19 protein-coding genes and 1 rRNA gene (1 of these 20 cut by a window edge) are annotated in these 17820 nt (G+C 42.0%); 15 read left to right on the top strand and 5 right to left on the bottom strand.

All coding sequences use genetic code 11. The annotated features are described in order from the left end of the window. Positions 1–13: 13 nt before the first annotated feature. The 4 genes from V1502_RS16945 to V1502_RS16930 all read left to right on the top strand — a co-directional run bounded on the left by V1502_RS16945 (position 14) and on the right by V1502_RS16930 (position 2941). Positions 14–400 (top strand): carboxymuconolactone decarboxylase family protein, encoded by a 387-nt coding sequence (locus tag V1502_RS16945; protein ID WP_409251779.1) that lies wholly within the window; start codon positions 14–16, stop codon positions 398–400. Positions 401–474: 74 nt separating this feature from the next. Continuing rightward, positions 475–1152: a flagellar brake protein gene (locus V1502_RS16940; protein ID WP_409251778.1), complete on the top strand. Its 678-nt coding sequence runs from the start codon at positions 475–477 to the stop codon at positions 1150–1152. A 393-nt stretch (positions 1153–1545) separates the two neighbouring features. Next, on the top strand, positions 1546–2370 hold the full coding sequence (locus V1502_RS16935; RefSeq protein WP_409251777.1) for an aldo/keto reductase: 825 nt from the start codon (positions 1546–1548) through the stop codon (positions 2368–2370). 253 nt (positions 2371–2623) lie between these two features. Then, positions 2624–2941 (top strand): hypothetical protein, encoded by a 318-nt coding sequence (locus tag V1502_RS16930; protein WP_409251776.1) that lies wholly within the window; start codon positions 2624–2626, stop codon positions 2939–2941. Between the two features lie 66 nt (positions 2942–3007). Here the strand turns inward: V1502_RS16930 and V1502_RS16925 are convergent, their stop codons facing one another. Together V1502_RS16925 and V1502_RS16920 are read right to left on the bottom strand one after the other, a co-directional pair. Beyond that, a complete protein-coding gene (locus V1502_RS16925; RefSeq protein ID WP_409251775.1) occupies positions 3008–3862 on the bottom strand; it encodes an STAS domain-containing protein in 855 nt (284 codons plus the stop codon). A gap of 273 nt (positions 3863–4135) precedes the next feature. Further along, entirely contained in the window at positions 4136–4279 is a 144-nt protein-coding gene (locus tag V1502_RS16920) for a hypothetical protein (protein ID WP_409251774.1), read from the bottom strand. Positions 4280–4449: 170 nt separating this feature from the next. On the opposite strand from V1502_RS16920, the gene V1502_RS16915 reads away from it, so the two are divergent. Both V1502_RS16915 and V1502_RS16910 read left to right on the top strand, forming a co-directional pair. Next, entirely contained in the window at positions 4450–5847 is a 1398-nt protein-coding gene (locus V1502_RS16915; protein WP_409251773.1) for a bifunctional metallophosphatase/5'-nucleotidase, read from the top strand. A gap of 190 nt (positions 5848–6037) precedes the next feature. Continuing rightward, a complete protein-coding gene (locus V1502_RS16910) occupies positions 6038–6466 on the top strand; it encodes a hypothetical protein (RefSeq protein WP_409251772.1) in 429 nt (142 codons plus the stop codon). Between the two features lie 32 nt (positions 6467–6498). Here V1502_RS16910 and V1502_RS16905 read toward each other — a convergent pair whose 3' ends face one another. Further along, a complete protein-coding gene (locus V1502_RS16905) occupies positions 6499–6663 on the bottom strand; it encodes a hypothetical protein (RefSeq protein ID WP_409251771.1) in 165 nt (54 codons plus the stop codon). 416 nt (positions 6664–7079) lie between these two features. Here V1502_RS16905 and V1502_RS16900 point away from each other — a divergent pair, with 416 nt between their 5' ends. From V1502_RS16900 to V1502_RS16880, 5 genes are all read left to right on the top strand, one after another. After that, positions 7080–7349: a hypothetical protein gene (locus V1502_RS16900; RefSeq protein ID WP_409251770.1), complete on the top strand. Its 270-nt coding sequence runs from the start codon at positions 7080–7082 to the stop codon at positions 7347–7349. A 233-nt stretch (positions 7350–7582) separates the two neighbouring features. Next, the gene (gene nagE, locus V1502_RS16895; RefSeq protein ID WP_409251769.1) at positions 7583–8959 is read left to right on the top strand and encodes an N-acetylglucosamine-specific PTS transporter subunit IIBC; all 1377 of its coding nucleotides are present in this window, start codon (positions 7583–7585) and stop codon (positions 8957–8959) included. A 518-nt stretch (positions 8960–9477) separates the two neighbouring features. Next, complete coding sequence (locus tag V1502_RS16890; protein WP_409251768.1) at positions 9478–9567, top strand: putative holin-like toxin; 90 nt, start codon at positions 9478–9480, stop codon at positions 9565–9567. Positions 9568–9978: 411 nt separating this feature from the next. Beyond that, positions 9979–11304, top strand: a complete 1326-nt coding sequence (locus V1502_RS16885; RefSeq protein ID WP_409251767.1) for a copper amine oxidase — start codon at positions 9979–9981, stop codon at positions 11302–11304. A gap of 57 nt (positions 11305–11361) precedes the next feature. After that, on the top strand, positions 11362–12003 hold the full coding sequence (locus tag V1502_RS16880) for a class F sortase (RefSeq protein WP_409251766.1): 642 nt from the start codon (positions 11362–11364) through the stop codon (positions 12001–12003). Positions 12004–12049: 46 nt separating this feature from the next. Here V1502_RS16880 and V1502_RS16875 read toward each other — a convergent pair whose 3' ends face one another. After that, positions 12050–12247 carry a cold-shock protein gene (locus tag V1502_RS16875; RefSeq protein WP_409251765.1) on the bottom strand — a complete coding sequence of 66 codons (198 nt, stop codon included), beginning with the start codon at positions 12245–12247 and terminating at the stop codon, positions 12050–12052. Between the two features lie 900 nt (positions 12248–13147). Between V1502_RS16875 and V1502_RS16870 the strand changes: the two genes are divergently transcribed. The 3 genes from V1502_RS16870 to V1502_RS16860 all read left to right on the top strand — a co-directional run bounded on the left by V1502_RS16870 (position 13148) and on the right by V1502_RS16860 (position 15469). Continuing rightward, a complete protein-coding gene (locus tag V1502_RS16870) occupies positions 13148–13864 on the top strand; it encodes an MgtC/SapB family protein (RefSeq protein WP_409251764.1) in 717 nt (238 codons plus the stop codon). 130 nt (positions 13865–13994) lie between these two features. Then, on the top strand, positions 13995–14903 hold the full coding sequence (locus V1502_RS16865) for a DMT family transporter (protein ID WP_409251763.1): 909 nt from the start codon (positions 13995–13997) through the stop codon (positions 14901–14903). Positions 14904–14908: 5 nt separating this feature from the next. Further along, positions 14909–15469 (top strand): GNAT family N-acetyltransferase, encoded by a 561-nt coding sequence (locus tag V1502_RS16860; protein WP_409251762.1) that lies wholly within the window; start codon positions 14909–14911, stop codon positions 15467–15469. A gap of 66 nt (positions 15470–15535) precedes the next feature. On the opposite strand, the gene V1502_RS16855 is transcribed toward V1502_RS16860, so the two are convergent. After that, complete coding sequence (locus V1502_RS16855) at positions 15536–15715, bottom strand: hypothetical protein (protein WP_409251761.1); 180 nt, start codon at positions 15713–15715, stop codon at positions 15536–15538. A 575-nt stretch (positions 15716–16290) separates the two neighbouring features. Between V1502_RS16855 and V1502_RS16850 the strand changes: the two genes are divergently transcribed. Then, positions 16291–17820 (top strand): 16S ribosomal RNA (locus V1502_RS16850); it runs 21 nt beyond the window's last position.

Genomic DNA, 17820 nt, shown 5'->3' with positions numbered 1-17820 from the left:
GGGGGCTTCTACTATGAACGAACGCTTATATAAAGGGCTTGAAGCTGTCGAAGAATATGCAGGTATTGAGGCTTTGACTGCACTTGAAGGCATTAAACAGTTTTCTCCCCCATTTTATCAAATGATGCTGGAATTTGGATTTGGGGATGTGTATACCAGGCCGAACTTGGACTTTCAGCAGCGAAATATTATTGTCCTGTCTTCCTTGATCACCCAGGGGGCTTCTGAACAACTGCCGGTTCATTTTCACGCAGCGATAAAGTGCGGATTGACCCCGGACCAGATCATAGAGATCATTCTGCACAGCATTCCATATGCAGGTTTTCCAAAGTCGCTGAGCGCACTTATGACCGCCAAGAAATTTTTTGAAGATCACCAACTCTCTACAAAAGACTATTAATCAGACGGCTATACAATGGTTGAAAGAAGAAAGAGTTTTATATGGTAATAACTTTGAAGGGAGCTTAAACATTTATGTATCTTCCAGTGATCAATAAATCCGTCACGATCATTGTTCCATCAGGTGAAGTAAAAGGTACCTACACCTCGATTGTCCATAACATGAATACGAGTGAGTTAATTCTAAGCAAACCTGTCTCAGCTGATGGACACGGGGAAATCACCCTCACCGATGGTTTACAGGTAATAGTGGATTACCAGGATGACAAGGATGTTCCATGCCGCTTTGAAACAATGGTAATTAATCCGCTTAATGAAAATCCTGAATGGCTGCTTTTAAAATGCCCGGATAAAATAGAACGTCATCAGCGCAGGGAAGAATATAGAATCCCATTATGCCGACCAGTTGAACTAACAATACATTCAAAAAGTGTTGCAGGAATAATGAATGATTTATCTGGTGGAGGCTGTTCCGTATGGCTTGATGATACGAATGGCATGAAAGCGGGCGATACGGTGGAGGTAAGCTTTGTGCTGAGCTCCCCTTCAGCCGGGATAGAACCCAAGACTGTCCGTGCATATGCCGAAGCTGTCAATGTGCAGAACAGGCTTTCAGCTGTCAAAGGGGCTTTCTGCTCACTCAAATTTAGTGGAATGAGTACTGATATGAAACAGGGAATCTTGGAATATATCTTTAACCGCCATGCAATAGATGTAGCTTTGAACAGTGTTGGCCGGGAAGTAATGTATTAATACAAATGAAAGCAGGATGGAGAAACGGACGTTTTTCCATCCTGCTATTTTTTAAAATTAAAATCACTCGTGTGTTGGTACGTTAACAGGAGGTACGTAGCTCTATAGATCGTGTGAGGTATAACGTTCCAGGCTTCTACGGAATGCTGACCCTCGCTGTCAGAGCGCGTGGTGTCATAATGAGAATATAATTGAAATGAAGTACTGCGCCAGCTGAGAATAACAAGGGATTCTTCACATCAGTAAACTTTTCTGCTAAGACGGATTGCTTTATCCTTTCACCTTTTCTTTTGTATAATGTCACTATTCCATTAATTTCACATGGAGTAATTTCAAAACTTAACCTTATAGGTGAGTGACCACCCCTAAAAAATGAAAAAGGAGAAATGCCGCATGAATTTCGTGACTCTAAATAATGGGGTGAAAATGCCCCAGCTTGGTTTCGGCGTATGGCAGGTTGAAAATGAGCAGGCGACTGCAGCAGTTGCAAAAGCAATTGAAACTGGTTACACATCCATTGATACGGCAATGATCTACCAAAATGAAGAAGGCGTTGGCAAAGCAATTAAAGAAGCTTCTGTTCCGCGTGAAGAACTCTTTATTACCACAAAAGTATGGAACACCGATCAAGGATATGAAAACACATTGCGTGCTTTTGATGAAAGCTTGGAAAGGCTGGGTCTGGAATATGTTGACCTATACCTCGTTCACTGGCCGACTCCTGAGTATGATGAGTATGTTGATACATATAAGGCGTTGGAGAAGCTGTATAAGGATGGAAAAGTTAAAGCAATCGGTGTCTGCAACTTTGAAATTGAACACCTGGAACGCATCTTAAATGAATGCGATGTCAAGCCGGTATTAAATCAGGTTGAATGTCACCCACACCTTGCGCAAAATGAATTGAAAGACTTCTGTGCAAAGCATGATATTTTTGTGGAGGCCTGGAGCCCGCTTGAACAGGGCGGCGAAGTGCTGCATAATGAAACAATCAAAAGCATTGCAGAAGCACATGGCAAATCACCTGCACAAGTGGTCCTGCGCTGGCACCTTCAAAACAATACAATCGTCATTCCAAAATCAGTCACTCCATCCAGAATCGAAGAGAATTTCAATGTATTCGATTTTGAATTGACGGATGAAGAAATGAGCCAAATCAATCGATTGAATAAGGACAGACGAAAAGGTCCTCATCCGAATGATATGAATCACCGCTAAATATGAAAAGCCCCATTCCTCGAGTGGGGTTTTTTTTCTGTTTAAATATTCAATATTGTGAGTGACTGATATTTTCATGTGAACGACCTGCTCCCATTTCAACTAATAACGATCTTACATATATATGAAATGGAATCATCTTCAGTATTGAAATTTATGGAAAAACTCAATTGATTTATGAGAGAATAGAACTATATAATCAAGATAATAGACTGGGACTTTGATAGAAAAATAAACAATAGGGGGGAAGGATATGAAGACAGCAAAAAGGATCATTCTAGGTATCATAGGCGCGGGAATAGCAGCGGGATTTCTGGGAGGCGTGGTGGTTACGGCTGATCAATCGGAGAGTGAAACTAGAGTTGAAGCAGAGGATACTTCAGCGAGTCCATTATATGTTCCAGCTGATGGCGAAGGGCACACTTGGGTATATGTCAAAACAAGGTATACGTCATCAGGCTATATCAAATTGTACAGTGACAGTGATACGTACTGGTACTATACCAAAGAAGTCTATTATGACCAAAAAGGTGAATATCTCAAAACGGTATATGATAAGTTTGCTAAGTAGTCAAGGAAGGAAGAGTAATTTTCTCCTACATAAAAAGCGAACACAATGGTTGTGTTCGCGGGAAACTTAAGAAACAGTATAAAAATTAAGTTCTTTTAAAGCTTGATGCAGAGTACCTTTGACAGTCAGATGATTGAGGTTTACTCCGAGAGAAACCATCGTATGGGATACCTCCGGGCGGATGCCGGTAATGATGGTCTTCACACCGATTAATGAAAGGGCATCAATGACTTTGAATAATTGATCCGCCACCATGGTATCGACAGTCAAAACCCCTGATAAGTCTATGACCAAATGGTTTAATTTTAATTTTTCAGCATGTCTTAATGTCTCTTCCATCAAGAGTCTGGCTCTTTCAGTATCAATGTTTCCGATTAATGGCAAAATACCGATTTCCGGGCCGAGGGGAACAACCGGTACGGATAATTCGAGAAAAGCAGTATGGGCATTTTCAAGTGATCTCTGAAAATTAGTAACATATGTGAGACTGAAATAATAGACAGCCTTATCCAATAATGGATCGATTATGGCGATAATTTCAAAAATAGTATCAGTTGAAACAGCCATCTCTTTTGCCGTTTCTTTAATCGACTGCCAAATATATTTTCTATAAAAGCTGGTATCTTTCAGGGCTTCATCTAATGGTACACCTAATGAAAAAATAAGCTCCCCATTTTCCCGGCCCCAATTTTCAATTTCATCAATTGCTTTTTGCTTGTCGTGATGGTTTATCAAAGCATTACCAAACAAGCTTATAAATTCAGCACGAATTTCAAGGACTTTTGGCTCCAGCTCTTCGAAGTTACGCAGTATGGCCTCAGGTCTTTCCACCCCGTCCAGTCTATCTCTATGTACTTCCCTGGCAATCACATGTTTCTTCTCAAGTATCATGTTACCTATTGCTTGAAGTTCATTCGTCATCTTCACTATCCTCCAACTTCCACAGCTATGATAATAACTACTGGTATTATATCTTATTTACCGATGTTAAAAAACAAATTATACCTGCCCAGTACATTTATGCAATAAGACTGACGCCGGCCAGTACTTCATTGGTCTTATATGAGTTTATGTAAGCGAAAATAGCCGACCGTCCTGGAGGCCGTCAGAAAGGTTGAAAGTAAAGGTTTGCCCATCTGAACAAACAAGAAAACGGCCCTGCTTAAAAAAAGCAAGGCCATCATTTATAAAAAATTATACTGGGTTGATGATCTCTGTTAATAATTGAATTTCATCCTCTATTAAAGCTTTTATGTTTTTGTCTGGACATCTTTTGTAGTCTTCAAATAATCTGCCCAGTTCTTTAATGAAGATAAGGGTTTCAATATCTTTGGTCATGTTAAACATCTCCATTCATAGGTATTATAGCCTACTTTTTGTAATTTTAAACAAAAAATTATGAAAAAAATGTAATGAAATTATTCGGAATTTTGATACAGTTAAAGGAGAATGGTGGTATGTTTCGAATAATAATGGAGTAGGTGTTAATTCTGAAATAGAGGTGGAATATGAAATTACAAATACTTCATACAAATGACCTTCACAGTCATTTTAAACAGTTTGGAAAAGCAGCATCCTTAATAAGAAAGTTAAAGGACAAACATACCTTACTATTGGATGGCGGAGATTTTGCCGATTTTAAGAGTATTGAACTTCAGGGAACAAGAGGGGCAGCGGCAATTGAGTTGCTGGAGTCAGTAGGATATGATGCCCTGACAATAGGTAATAATGAAACATTTAATGGTGTGGATACACTGGAATATATGGCAGCCAGCAGCAAAGTGCCATTTATCAGTAATAACCTCCTGAAGAAAGGGAAGACACCGATAGAAGGGGTAGTGTCCTCCGCCATCATTGAAAGAAATGGACTGCGGATCTTCATTACAGGCTCTTCCCCGGATTTAGGGGATTTTAATGACGGTCTCGGTGTACATATCAGTTCGTTTAAGAAAGCGCTAATAGAAGAAATGCATCGCCATAAAGGCAAGTATGATTTATGTATTGTCCTAAATCATGTCGGAACATTTGCTGATAAGGATCTCGCAGAGGAAGTGGAAGGGATCGATATCATCATTTCAGCTCATGATCACCAGCTATACCCCCAGGCTGAAATCATAAAAGGCACTATTATGAATAGTGCTGGATGTTATGGAGAGTATGTCGGCAGAATTGAAATTGAGGTAACACCAGAGGGAGTGAAACTTCTTCATTCCGATACACTGTCGACTGAAGCCGAACCTGAAGACCAGGAAGTGGTCTCCATCCTGAAACGAAATAAAGAAAAAGCAATTTCCATTCTCAGTCAGCCGCTGTACCGACTGCAGCAGCCTCTTTGGCATGATGTAGTCGAAGAGAACCCCATCAGTAATCTGATTGCGGATGGGTTAAGGGACATGCTGGATTGTGAAATCGGCTTAATTAACAGCGGCATCGTAAATGCAGGAGCTTTTGATTATTTATCCAATAAAAAGCTTATTGAAATTTGTCCCTCGCCATTAAATCCAACTTCCTTTGAAATACAGGGAAAATACTTACGTGAGGCCATCGAGCAGTCACTCGATGCCCAAGTATGCCTTGCTGATGGGAAAGGACCGGGATTCAGAGGGAGATTCGTCGGAAAGCTTCATGTTTCCGGTGTCCGTATAGAACATGACGGCGGCAAAGTCCTCTCTATTACGATTGGGGAACAACCGCTTGAAGATGAAAGATGGTACAGAGTCGCGAGTTCGGATTACCTGCAGAGAGGGTCGGGTTACCCTCCTCTTTCTAATAATCAAAACGAGAAGTATCTGCCTGAAGAAATTAAGGATGTCATCCGCCTTTATGGAAATAACTCATTATTTTTAGAAAATGCCTGCTTGAATCGCTGGCATGCAGTCAGTACTTTTATGATGAAAAGCCGGTGACTGGAGGGAGCTTTGAATCTGAAGGACTGTTTCTAGATGGCGCTCACCGCCAGCCATGCGGAGTCGCGAACCTGGTGGGAAAATAATATAACAAAGAAGCTATTTTATAAAATGATATATCCCTCAACTTTCTATATTGATATAATGAAAAAATACATTTTTTATTTAATATGGAAATGAGTGAGCGGAAATGAAAGAAGGCATTAAGGCGCTGGCAGAAGTAGTGAATCAACTGCATGATTTATTGATTGTGTTGTCAAATGACATTTTAGGCTTGCGCCTTACAGATAAAGACTTGCACTTTTGGATTATGGGTTTCATTGGGATCGGCGCTTTTTTTGTTGTTTTCTTCATAACAAAGTGGCTTTCAAAGCTGCCCTTTGGAATTACAATGATTTCGTTTATCTATTCTATGACCTTCATGTTCGTATTGGTGTTTGCCATTGAAATTCAGCAGGCCATCACAAATCGGGGAAATATGGAGTTTGCAGATGCTGTTATTGGTTTATGGGGCTTCCTGGTTTTATTTCTTTTATATGCAGCCATGGGCCTTTTGACTTTAGGGGCAAAGTTTCTTTATGGACAATATGCCGAAAAGAAAAAGGACATACAAGTGTAGCCTTCCTGTTTTACGGGAAGGCTGCTTTCTTTTTATACTATTTTTGTTTTTCCGCATTCCCTGCACTTTCTGTAAAACATTCCATCTTTCACAGTCGATTTAAACAGTTTGTTTCCACATTCACATCTGCCGCTGACTTCATCAGGTTCATCCTTGTAATAAACGATGTTTTCATTCGTTTCGTTAGTGTTTTCCATTTCAACACACCCTTTCGCTGCTTTCTCTATTCACTAAATATAGCAACTTTTAAAGAGAAATTCTATTAGTCACAATGAAAAATTAATGGTAATGCTGCCTGGATTTCCGTCGGCAGAACTTGTTAGTACCCGACAAAAAAACATGGATGTTAGGGGGATGGTGTGTCCCGCAAGGCTGATAGCCCTGGAATCGTAAACTGAGATACTTACCGTATTAAATACTAGGGTCCTGTGTGATACGGAGGAACACAGAAATCACCATCCTGATTTTTTGCCCCTCACATCCTTGAAGGAAATTTGGACAGCAACACTTCCCTGTCGTTCTGGATGTGCTTCAATAGATTTTAACATTCATATTGTTTGATTTTAATCATAGGTATAGTGGTGTATTCTAAAAACAAAGGAGGAACCAGAATATGACTGACAAAAACTCCAACACTCCAAAAGATTTATTGAAGAACACTTCTAAACAGGCGAGTGATCTGGTTAACCAGACTGCTGATACTGCAAATGGAATCGTGAAATCGATTAGCGGAAAAGGCGGGCTGGTAGGCAAAGTTTCGGATACATCCACCGATTTTGTAAAAGGGGTATCCAACACCGGTAACAAGGCTGTGGAAAAAACAGTCGATACTGCTTCGGGAATTCTAAAAGGGGCTTCTGAAAAAGTATTTAAGAAGAAGTAGAACAATAGAAGGCTGCAGGAGATTGAGTGCTCCTTCTTTTTATACTTATAGTAATACATTGCCCTTAAAACAGAGTAACCAAAACACTAAATATTATTTTAATCGAGCGCTTCCCCTAAAAAGGAAGTGCTTTTATTTTTTCCAGGTTGTTCTATCGAGACGCACACTTGTCATAATTTAGAGTACGGGCCTTTATGCAAGCGTTTACAAAACGAAAGAAAGAAGGGATAGGGATGTTGGGATTTCTGCAACGAATTGGTAAAGCATTAATGCTTCCGATTGCTGTTCTTCCCGCCGCGGCATTATTATTAAGAATTGGTCAGCCGGACTTATTGGACATTGCTTTTATTTCAGCTGCCGGGAAGGCGATCTTTGATCATCTTGCATTGTTGTTTGCGATTGGAGTCGCGATCGGAATCTCAAAGGATGGCAATGGTGCTGCCGGTCTGGCAGGGGCCATCGGGTTTCTTGTGTTAGGAGAAGGAACGAAGGCAATAAGTGAAGGTATCAATATGGGGGTTCTTGGAGGGATACTCTCAGGGGTCATTGCAGGGCTGTTATATAACCGTTATCACGATAAAAAGCTCCCTGATTATCTGGGCTTCTTTGGCGGACGGCGTTTTGTGCCGATTATTACGTCTCTTGTCATGATTTTGCTGGCCGGTGTGTTCGGCTATGTATGGCCGCCTATTCAGGAAGGCATCAACGGAGTGGGAGAGTGGATTGTAGGAGCAGGGGCATTGGGCGTAGGGGTATTTGGTTTCTTGAACCGGCTTTTGATACCACTTGGTCTTCATCATATACTGAATACATTGGTATGGTTTGAATTTGGAGAATTTACGAATGCAGCCGGTGAAGTTGTGAAAGGTGATTTAACTCGATTCTTTGCGAAAGATACTGATGCGGGGATCTTTATGACAGGTTTCTTCCCTGTCATGATGTTCGGCTTGCCTGCTGCCGCATTTGCCATGATTGCTGCAGCCAAGAAGGAAAGACGGAAGCTGATCAGCGGTGCGATGATTGGAATTGCTTTTACCTCATTCTTAACAGGGATCACTGAGCCGATTGAATTCCTATTTATGTTCTTATCACCTGTTCTGTATCTAGCCCATGCTGTATTGACAGGAGCGGCCATGTCGCTGACGTACATTCTCGATATTCACCACGGATTCGGCTTCTCTGCGGGGGTGATCGACTATATTTTAAATTATAATATTGCGCAAAAACCGCTTGTACTCCTGATACTTGGCCTTGTGTACGGTCTTCTGTACTTTGTGATTTTCTACTTTATGATCATTAAATTCAACTTAAAGACACCGGGCAGAGAAGATGAGGTAGAAGGGGAGTTCTCCCAAAGCGTTGCTGCAGGAGGAGATTACAAAGAACTTGCCGGCAAATACATGAATGCATTAGGGGGCAAGGGCAACGTTGTCGCGATCGATAACTGCGTTACGAGGCTCCGTTTAATTGTAAATGACACGGGGTTGGCAAATGAAGTGGAATTGAAGGGGCTCGGTGCAAAAGGAGTCATTAAACTGAACCAAAGAGACATTCAAATAGTAGTTGGAACAGATGTCGAATTCCTGGCAAACGAATTGAAGAAAATATAGAGGTGGAAAGCGGAGGCGCAATAGTTGCCTCTGCTTTAATTTGTAAAGGCTCTTTTCTAAAACTTTGTTGCTATTTACTATAAAGTTCATGAGATAAAGTGATAATCTAAAGAAATTATCCTGGTAATCAAGAAAGAAAAGAGCTATTCACCTTGTTCAGTTAGATAAGCCTTTGTACCCGAGGGGAAAATCCGGCACTTGGGATTTTTCCGTAAGCAAGAACCTATGCGAAAACAGCTTTTGTAAAAGATCATGCAGTCCTGTCTCCTGCAGGGGGAAAACCATCTCAACGAGCATAGTGATGGATTTTTTGTTGGCAAACTTTGAGTTGGCTACTTCCATTGGATGAGAGACAAGCGGGATATTTTTAACCGGATAGGCCCATTTGCCCGTCCAAAAATTCAAAGGGGTACTTTATACTGAGATAAAGAAAGGTTCCCTGATGATATAATAGAGGTACAGCTCAATACAGGATGGGGCAGCGGCTCATACTCCCGAGGAAGGGAGGTGATACGCTAATGGTTGCGATTGCAGATGTCCTTCAAATTATGATTGCATTTGGAACGCTTGTTGTCGCGATTATCGCGGTAACCGAAAAAAAGAAGTAACCATCCCATCCCCGGCCAAAGGTAAGTGATGATTACTTCGTCTGTTTAGCTTTAGTTGAGCCGCTGCATCTCCATGCAGGTATTGGCTGTAAGGGAGTCCTGATTGCGTCAGGGCTCTCTTTTTATTTTATGATGATACCTTCATTATATACTTACCTTCATTTTTCGTAAAGCAAACCATTGCCTCAATACAAGAATACAAAAAAATTTAAAAAATTCAGGAATTTTTCATGCTTACAAGCATAAGGGTTTTCTGCCTTTATCTTCTGTTGAACCTTTTCTCCCAGGACATTCTGTATGTTTAGGTCGTTAGTTCAGTGGAATAGTCCCTATGTAACATAAAACTGAACAACTTCCTTACAAGAATGTTACATAATTTCTACAAGGGAGAAAAAACTTTGGAGGTAGAAGATGAATTTTAAAAAAGCTTTAGTTGCAGTACCATTAAGTTTGTCCCTATTAGTTCCTGGATTAGCGTCAGCGGATAATCACTCAGAAATGCCGACGGTGGAAACTCCTGCAGTAGAGTTAAGAACAGACCTGGACAGACTTTTCTCAGAACACGCATACCTTGCGATGACTTCCATGAGAAAAGCAGCAAATGGAGACAAAGATTACGCTCAAGTGGCGGAAGCATTGAGCGGTAATACAGAAGATCTTACTGCAGCCATCAGTAGTGTTTATGGTGAAGCAGCAGGAGAACAGTTCAATGAATTTTGGAGCAATCATATCGGATATTTTGTCGATTATGTAAAAGCTTCCGTTAATAATGATGAAGCAGGAAAACAAGCTGCTTTAGAAGAATTGAATATGTACAAACAGGACTTTTCAAAGTTCATTGCTGAAGCTACAAATGGGGAAGTTCCAGCTGATGTGCTGGCATCAGGCCTGCAAACACACATCGACCAGCTGATTTCCGGCTTTGAAGCGTACAGGGCAGAAAACTTTGAAAAAGCTTACATGACACAAAGCGATGCAATGGAACACTTGTATATGACAAGCAAGGCTCTATCAAGTGCAATTGTTAACCAGTTCCCGGAAAAATTCAATGATACGAAAGCTGTAACTAATCCTGCAAATCTTCGTTCTGACTTGAACTTTCTTCTTTCCGAACACTTTGCACTCGCTCAACAGGCTATGCAAAATGGAATCGATGGAGCACCAGAATTTGAAGCAAATGTAAAAGTATTATCTAAAAACACGGATCAACTTTCTGCTGCAATCGGATCAGTTTATGGTGACGAAGCGGCAGCCCAGTTCAAAGAAACGTGGAGTAACCATATCTCTTACTTTGTTGACTATGTGAAAGCTACTGGTGCAAATGACGAAGCAGCTAAAGAAGAAGCTTTAAAAGAGTTGGACGAGTATCGTGAGGATTTCTCTAAGTTCATTAGTGTTGCAACAGAAGATCGTGTGAAAGCTGAAACTCTTGCAGCTGGACTTCAAACACACGTAAATCAGTTGACTGGTACTTTCGACAGCTATGTTGCTGAAGACTATGCAGCTGCATGGGATACTGCGAGAGAAGGTTACGGTCATATGTTTACACCTGCTAAACTATTCAGTGCAGCATTTGTAAGCCAGTTCCCGGAAAAATTCGCCGGTATGCCTGATATGCCGAACACTGGTATGGGCGGCATGAGTGAAACGTCCAATAACACTTGGATTCTTTGGGCACTTCCAGGTGTACTGTTCGCAGGACTAGTATTATTCAGACGTAAAACTGCAGCAGAGTAATAGAAGTGGAAGAGGAGGGGCGCCCCCTTCTCTTCTATTTACATAGGAGGAGAAAAAATGAATACATGGCTTAAAAGAACCATACTTCTATACTGGATTCTCCTTATTTCTACTATTGGTGTCAATACAAGTGCAGCCCCCCGCGAAAGTGATGTTGAGTTAACTCCTTCACCAACTGTTGAAGTTCCTTCATTTGCTGAAACAAATCTTGATTACGATCCACCAGTAAGCGCTCATAGTAAGACGATAGAGGTGATTCCTGAAAAAATCACGATTCCGTCAATTGGAATGGAAGCTGAGATTGCCGGTGTGGGTATCCTAGAGAATGGTGAGATGGAAGTTCCTGATAACATCAATGAAGCAGGCTGGTTCCAGCCCGGAGTAAAGCCGGGAGCACAGGGAAATGCTGTTCTGGCCGGCCATCTTGATGGTAAAGGCAAGCCGGGAGCGTTTTATCATATAAAAAAATTACAAAAAGGCGATAAAGTGGAGATTTCAGGAAAGAGTGGAGAAGTCCTTACTTTTGAAGTGCTGGGAGTAGAGTCCTACTATACGGATGAGGCTCCGCTTGAACGAATATTCGGCTACCATTCTGATTCCCGGTTGAACCTGATCACTTGTTCAGGGGATTTTAATAGAGAAGAACATGAATATGAGGAGCGGCTTGTTGTATATACTCAGCTTGTTCATGCAGAATAAAAAAAGAACTCCCTTGATGGGAGTTCTTTTTTAGCTAATTCACTAATTACTTAGTTACGTTAGCAGCTTGAGGTCCGCGAGCGCCTTCTTCGATTTCGAAAGAAACTGTTTGACCTTCTTCTAGAGTTTTGAAACCTTCGCCTTGGATAGCAGAGAAGTGAACGAATACATCTTCTTGACCTTCAACTTCGATGAAACCGAAACCTTTTTCTGCGTTGAACCATTTAACTTTACCTTGTAACATATATATTTCCTCCTGCGTGGCTTGTGCCACAATGTATTACCATTCTTGCTCTGAATAATCTATCAAGACGAATCTATCAGCGTTACCGAACAAAAACAATTAAGATAATCCTATCACCGTTCTGGCATTTCGTCAAGAGCCGGGGAAGGGGCCCGTTTAGGATGGTCCCCTTCCTCGAAACCCCCATGCATAAAGCCTTTCAGCCCATAAAGGCACAAAAATATGTTAAAGAAATGTTTTTTCCAATATTTATCAAAAAAATATATTTGTAAAGCTTTTATTCTCTTAGTATAGCTCTATTCGTATCTATTGTTGCTATTTGGATGAGGTAGTTGATTTCCGCTTCAGGTGCGCGACTCGGCGGGGCGGGCGGTGAATTAAAAAGCGGAAGCGGCCATTCAGCGACGTACAGATTTTAGGGCTCTTGAATGAGAAAAAGGAATCACGGAGAGCAAAGCGGTTCGATGATCATTTCACGTAACAAGGTTTAAAACAGAAAAAAATCCAGAAACCGAGCTCTATCGTCAGGGGAAGGAACTGATCGTGATAACTTATCTATATAAAGTGGAAAGTTATAGGGTGCTCCACCTGTAAAAGTTGGTTGTCCTGCTGCCGCTTTTGGAGTGAATACGCCCCTCCCTTGGTGCAAATGAAGGAAAGATATTTACGATAATCTTAATGATGTAAAGAATACTGCATATAAATAAAAAAGGACTTGTCAATTATCTTAGAAATGGCAGGTGCGGTGCGGACCTTCTGTACCCCCTGCTTGCGACCGATTGTGTTTCGAAAAGGCCCCGGAGTATAGTTGTTTAACCCGCGCAGTTACAGGTTAAATAATATGAAAAAATGTAAAAAGATGTTTAATCAAGATTGAATTAGGGAGAGGTGGGAGAACCGATGTCATTTTTTACGGAAGAAATGATCACTTCTACTATAAGATTGAGTGTAATTGTTCTCTTAAGTGGACTTATAGGTATAGAAAGAGAAGCCAAGAACCATCCGGCGGGATTAAGAACCCATATAGTTGTGGGTGTCGGATCGTGTATGCTGATGCTGGTTTCCATTTTTGGGTTCGAAGAGTATCTTAAGGAACATAGTGATTTACGAGGCTTCGACCCAAGCAGGATTCCTTCCTACGTGATTTCCGGTATTGGATTCCTTGGGGCAGGTACCATTTTGGTCCAAGGTGGTATAACGGTAAAGGGCCTGACAACCGCAGCGAGCATTTGGGTGGTGGCTGGTCTGGGAATTGTGGTCGGAATCGGGATGTACTATGAAGCAGTGTTGGCGACCATTATTATTGTAACAACTTTATTCTTCCTAAACCGGTTCGAGAAATTATATAAAAAGAAAATTGATAGAAAAGACAACATGCTATTTACGCTGTGCATTCATAAAGGAGAAGGACATATCAGCAAAATCAATGATGTGGTATCCACTAAAGATATAGAAATCACCCAGTATAATGTTGAAGAAGACAATACGAAAGAAGGCCCTTTATTAATATATACCCTCTCAGTATCGACAAAGCGTCCGGTTCACGTGGCAGAAGTGCTTGAAAAACTACAGGAGCTGGAGTTCGTTAAATCAGCTAATGTTAATAAGAGGAGTTGAAAAATCGACCTGCGATGGGTCGTTTTTTTGTGGATGATGAAGGACTTCGGGTAAATGGTGTAGAAATAGAATCCGCTGAAAGAAAAATCAATATAGTTCCTGAGGAACCTATTCATAGGAGGTCACGAAGATGCAGGAATATCGCATGAATCCATATTTCATTCTAGTCATCGGGGTGATCTCAGTATCGACATCTGCCATTTTGGTCAAGGTATCCAGTGCGGATGCAGGGGTGATCGCTTTTTACAGGCTGCTATTCACCCTATTACTGATGTCTCCCGTTTTCCTGGTAAAGTACAGAAGAGAGATGAAGAAAATTACGGCTAAAGACTGGTGGTACACTCTAGCAGCGGGTTTCTTTCTGGCTTTTCATTTTATCCTTTGGTTTGAATCGTTAAATTACACATCAGTGGCGAGCTCCACAGTCCTTGTGACGTTGCAGCCATTGTTTGCATTTTTAGGAACATATCTGTTCTTTAAAGAAAGATTCAGCAAGGCAGCTTTACTTTCAGCTGCGTTGGCTATCAGTGGAAGTGTTATCATCAGCTGGGGGGATTTCCGCATAAGCGGCATGGCGTTATGGGGAGATTTTTTGGCGTTGGTGGCCTGTGCGCTCGTTACCGCTTACTTACTTTTTGGCCAGAACGTCAGAAAGCGCCTGTCACTGATTACCTATACATTTATCGTGTACCTTATGAGTACGATTGTCTTATTCGTCTATGTGCTGATAAAGGGTGAAAAGCTTGGGCCTTATCCCGGGGAAGAATGGATATACTTCATACTGCTTGCCATCATACCAACATTACTTGGCCACACCCTGTTCAACTGGTCTCTTAAATGGCTGAGTACCTCTACCATATCGATGGCCATCCTATTCGAACCGATCGGTGCCTCGGTACTGGCATATTTCTTATTGGGAGAAACGGTGATCATGTCTCAAGTGGTTGGCGGTGGAATTATACTACTTGGGATATTTTGGTTTGTCAAAGAAGAACGGAAGATCAGGAAATTAACAGCCTTACAAGTGAAGGGAGGATAGGTAAAATGGAAAATGCTTTTAAAGTTTTCCCTGTGTTAGAAACAGACAGATTGATCTTGAGAGAAATTACTATGAAGGATTCGGGTGCTCTATATGAAAATTTTTCAGATGATCGAGTCACAGAATATTATGACCTGGAGACATTCACAGAGATTTCACAGGCGGAAACTCTTATTGAAAAACTCACTTCCGGTTTCAGGGCTCAAAACCAAATCAGATGGGCTGTCACTCTGAAGGGAGACGGAACATTAATAGGAACTTGTGGATTTCATGCAATTGAAAAAGAACATTATAAAGTAGAAACAGGCTATGAACTGAATCCGGGCTACTGGGGGAAAGGGTTAATGAATGAAGCGTTGGAGGCAATCTTCAAATTTGCGTTCAATGATATGGGGGTCAACCGAATTGAGGCTTTTTATGACCCGGAGAATGATCGATCAAGAAAAGCTCTTGAAAAGTGTGGGTTTATATATGAAGGAACACAACGGAAGCGGTTTTTTGAAAAAGGAAAGTTTGTAGATGCATCACTATCTTCTTTATTGAAGGAAGACTACCAGAAATGGTAAAGGAATAGTATTCATGCAAAAGTAAAATAGGAGGGAGGAAAAGTATCGTCCTTCCTCCTAGTTCTATTATTGTATAAAAACATAAGTAAGTCCTGAGAAAATGAACGCCATGATGACAGAAAAGATAAATGTCCCGCCCCTTACCTCTGTATCAGACTCGCTGATCTTGATAGCATGGACAAAAGAAAAAGAGAATAAGTAGATAGCCATGATAAATGATAGAATAAGTGCTGCTTTTACTAGCATGTAATTGAAGTTCTCCTCTCCATTATTGATTTGTTATCAAATATATGCCGGAAAGAAAGAATTATGTTTTTTAAAGGCTCTTTTCTAAAACCATGTTGCTATTTAATATGAAGTTCAAGGAATATAGCCATAATTTACAGAAATCACCCTGTTAAACAAGAAAGAAAAGAGCTAAACACCCTTTTCAGTCAGATAGGCCCTCGGACCCGATCGGACCCGAGGGGAAGATCCGGCCCTTTGGATTTTTCCAATAGCCACAATCTATACGAATACAACCTTTTAAAATAAATTTGTAAAAAGGTATTGCGTTAAAAATATTATCATGATATATTATTATTCGTCGCTGCAAACGACACAACAACACATCACTTCGAACGAAAACTTTTTTAAAAAGTGTTTGACACTCAGATGAAGAAGTGATAAGATAATAAAGTCGCTTTTGAAACACAGCGAACGAAAATTGAACCTTGAAAACTGAACAAAACAAGACAAAAAACGTCAACGTTAATTCTAATAAGAGCACAGCTCTTATGTAGTTGCTAACACTATAATTAGCAAATGAGCAAGTCAAACTTCTATCGGAGAGTTTGATCCTGGCTCAGGACGAACGCTGGCGGCGTGCCTAATACATGCAAGTCGAGCGGACTGATGGGAGCTTGCTCCCTGAAGTCAGCGGCGGACGGGTGAGTAACACGTGGGTAACCTGCCTGTAAGACTGGGATAACTCCGGGAAACCGGGGCTAATACCGGATAGTTCTTTTCCTCGCATGAGGAAAAGTGGAAAGGTGGCTTTTGCTACCACTTACAGATGGACCCGCGGCGCATTAGCTAGTTGGTGAGGTAACGGCTCACCAAGGCGACGATGCGTAGCCGACCTGAGAGGGTGATCGGCCACACTGGGACTGAGACACGGCCCAGACTCCTACGGGAGGCAGCAGTAGGGAATCTTCCGCAATGGACGAAAGTCTGACGGAGCAACGCCGCGTGAGTGATGAAGGTTTTCGGATCGTAAAGCTCTGTTGTTAGGGAAGAACAAGTGCCGTTCGAATAGGGCGGCACCTTGACGGTACCTAACCAGAAAGCCACGGCTAACTACGTGCCAGCAGCCGCGGTAATACGTAGGTGGCAAGCGTTGTCCGGAATTATTGGGCGTAAAGCGCGCGCAGGCGGTCTCTTAAGTCTGATGTGAAAGCCCACGGCTCAACCGTGGAGGGTCATTGGAAACTGGGGGACTTGAGTACAGAAGAGGAAAGTGGAATTCCACGTGTAGCGGTGAAATGCGTAGATATGTGGAGGAACACCAGTGGCGAAGGCGACTTTCTGGTCTGTAACTGACGCTGAGGCGCGAAAGCGTGGGGAGCAAACAGGATTAGATACCCTGGTAGTCCACGCCGTAAACGATGAGTGCTAAGTGTTAGAGGGTTTCCGCCCTTTAGTGCTGCAGCTAACGCATTAAGCACTCCGCCTGGGGAGTACGGTCGCAAGACTGAAACTCAAAGGAATTGACGGGGGCCCGCACAAGCGGTGGAGCATGTGGTTTAATTCGAAGCAACGCGAAGAACCTTACCAGGTCTTGACATCCTCTGACAACCCTAGAGATAGGGCTTTCCCCTTCGGGGGACAGAGTGACAGGTGGTGCATGGTTGTCGTCAGCTCGTGTCGTGAGATGTTGGGTTAAGTCCCGCAACGAGCGCAACCCTTGATCTTAGTTGCCAGCATTCAGTTGGGCACTCTAAGATGACTGCCGGTGACAAACCGGAGGAAGGTGGGGATGACGTCAAATCATCATGCCCCTTATGACCTGGGCTACACACGTGCTACAATGGACGGTACAAAGGGCAGCAAGACCGCGAGGTTTAGCAAATCCCATAAAACCGTTCTCAGTTCGGATTGCAGGCTGCAACTCGCCTGCATGAAGCTGGAATCGCTAGTAATCGCGGATCAGCATGCCGCGGTGAATACGTTCCCGGGCCTTGTACACACCGCCCGTCACACCACGAGAGTTTGTAACACCCGAAGTCGGTGAGGTAACCTTTTGGAGCCAGCCGCCTAAGGTGGGACAGATGATTGGGGTGAAGTCGTAACAAGGTAGCCGTATCGGAAGG

The organism is Rossellomorea sedimentorum (assembly GCF_046237645.1).
Taxonomy (GTDB): domain Bacteria; phylum Bacillota; class Bacilli; order Bacillales; family Bacillaceae_B; genus Rossellomorea; species Rossellomorea sedimentorum.
Note: the sequence above shows the minus strand (reverse complement) of the source record. Positions and strands in the feature narration are given on the sequence as shown.

Coding starts and splice junctions, on each gene's coding strand:
- V1502_RS16855 (WP_409251761.1), bottom strand. CDS start 15,715: ATGCTAGTAAAAGCAGCACTTATTCTATCATTTATCATGGCTATCTAC.
- nagE (WP_409251769.1), top strand. CDS start 7,583: ATGTTGGGATTTCTGCAACGAATTGGTAAAGCATTAATGCTTCCGATT.
- V1502_RS16910 (WP_409251772.1), top strand. CDS start 6,038: ATGAAAGAAGGCATTAAGGCGCTGGCAGAAGTAGTGAATCAACTGCAT.
- V1502_RS16860 (WP_409251762.1), top strand. CDS start 14,909: ATGGAAAATGCTTTTAAAGTTTTCCCTGTGTTAGAAACAGACAGATTG.
- V1502_RS16915 (WP_409251773.1), top strand. CDS start 4,450: ATGAAATTACAAATACTTCATACAAATGACCTTCACAGTCATTTTAAA.
- V1502_RS16945 (WP_409251779.1), top strand. CDS start 14: ATGAACGAACGCTTATATAAAGGGCTTGAAGCTGTCGAAGAATATGCA.
- V1502_RS16905 (WP_409251771.1), bottom strand. CDS start 6,663: ATGGAAAACACTAACGAAACGAATGAAAACATCGTTTATTACAAGGAT.
- V1502_RS16940 (WP_409251778.1), top strand. CDS start 475: ATGTATCTTCCAGTGATCAATAAATCCGTCACGATCATTGTTCCATCA.
- V1502_RS16890 (WP_409251768.1), top strand. CDS start 9,478: ATGGTTGCGATTGCAGATGTCCTTCAAATTATGATTGCATTTGGAACG.
- V1502_RS16870 (WP_409251764.1), top strand. CDS start 13,148: ATGTCATTTTTTACGGAAGAAATGATCACTTCTACTATAAGATTGAGT.
- V1502_RS16880 (WP_409251766.1), top strand. CDS start 11,362: ATGAATACATGGCTTAAAAGAACCATACTTCTATACTGGATTCTCCTT.
- V1502_RS16920 (WP_409251774.1), bottom strand. CDS start 4,279: ATGACCAAAGATATTGAAACCCTTATCTTCATTAAAGAACTGGGCAGA.
- V1502_RS16900 (WP_409251770.1), top strand. CDS start 7,080: ATGACTGACAAAAACTCCAACACTCCAAAAGATTTATTGAAGAACACT.
- V1502_RS16885 (WP_409251767.1), top strand. CDS start 9,979: ATGAATTTTAAAAAAGCTTTAGTTGCAGTACCATTAAGTTTGTCCCTA.
- V1502_RS16935 (WP_409251777.1), top strand. CDS start 1,546: ATGAATTTCGTGACTCTAAATAATGGGGTGAAAATGCCCCAGCTTGGT.
- V1502_RS16930 (WP_409251776.1), top strand. CDS start 2,624: ATGAAGACAGCAAAAAGGATCATTCTAGGTATCATAGGCGCGGGAATA.
- V1502_RS16865 (WP_409251763.1), top strand. CDS start 13,995: ATGCAGGAATATCGCATGAATCCATATTTCATTCTAGTCATCGGGGTG.
- V1502_RS16925 (WP_409251775.1), bottom strand. CDS start 3,862: ATGACGAATGAACTTCAAGCAATAGGTAACATGATACTTGAGAAGAAA.
- V1502_RS16875 (WP_409251765.1), bottom strand. CDS start 12,247: ATGTTACAAGGTAAAGTTAAATGGTTCAACGCAGAAAAAGGTTTCGGT.